A 973-nucleotide genomic window follows, 5' to 3' on the forward strand; every position below is an offset into this window, starting at 1 on the left:
GCCTCGCGGGGCACGCGACCGGCCTCGTGCCACTGCGCCTGGATCTCCCGCAGCTTCGCCTGGGCGCCCTTCGGGTCGGCGTCGACGTCGAGCGCCTCGGCCTCGGCCAGCAGCGCCTGCTTGCGCTCCAGGTTGGCGCGCTGCTCGTTGTCGCGTGCCGAGAAGACCTCGCTGCGCCGGCTGAAGAACTCGTCCTGCGCGGCCCGGAACCGTTCCCAGAGCTTCTGCTCGGCCTCCTTGGCGGCGCGCGGCGCGGCCTTCCACTGGGCCATCAGGTCCTTGAGCTGCCCGGCGGTGACGCCCCAGTCGGTGGAGTCCTTGAGCTTCTCCGCCTCGGCGACCAGCTCCTCCTTGACCGTCTGCGCCTGCTTGCGCTGCTGGTCCAGGGAGGCGAAGTGGGCGCCCCGGCGGCGGGTGAAGCCGTCCCGCGCGGCGGCGAACCGCTTCCACAGCTCACCGTCGGTCTTCTTGTCGACGCCGCGGATGGTCTTCCACTCGTCGAGGATCTCCTTGAGCCGGTCCCCGGCGGTCTTCCAGCCGGTCGACTCGGCCGCCAGCTTCTCGGCCTCCTCGACCAGGGCGGTCTTGCGCGCCAGCGCCTCACCGCGGGCGGCCTCGCGGGCCGCCTTGGCCTCGCCGGCCTTCTCCTCGGCGACGACGGCGAGCTTGTCCAGCCGGGCGGCCAGCGCGTCGAGGTCACCGACCACGTGCGCCTCGGCCAGCGAACCGCGGATCCGCCGGATCGTGGTCAGGGAGTGGCCGGCATCAGCCGCGCCCGAGTTGAGCCGGGCCTCGGTCAGGTCGACCTCGGTCACCAGATCGGCGTAGCGCCGGGCGAAGTGGGCGAGCCCTTCCTCCGGTGCGCCCGCCTGCCAGGATCCGACCACCCGCTCGCCCTCGGTCGTCTTGACGTAGACGGTGCCGTCCTCGTCCACCCGTCCGAAGGCAGTCCAGTCGCTCATGTGCCCATCCT

At 72.5% G+C, this 973-nt stretch carries 1 protein-coding gene; it reads right to left on the bottom strand.

The window, feature by feature from the left end; all coding sequences use genetic code 11:
• Window positions 1-962, bottom strand: a 962-nt coding sequence (locus KBX39_RS31970) for a DUF349 domain-containing protein (RefSeq protein WP_210874148.1), incomplete at its 3' end; no start/stop codon positions are given.
• Window positions 963-973 lie beyond the last annotated feature (11 nt).

This window comes from Micromonospora sp. D75, from assembly GCF_018070405.1.
In the GTDB taxonomy this organism is placed as follows: Bacteria; Actinomycetota; Actinomycetes; order Mycobacteriales; family Micromonosporaceae; genus Micromonospora; species Micromonospora chalcea.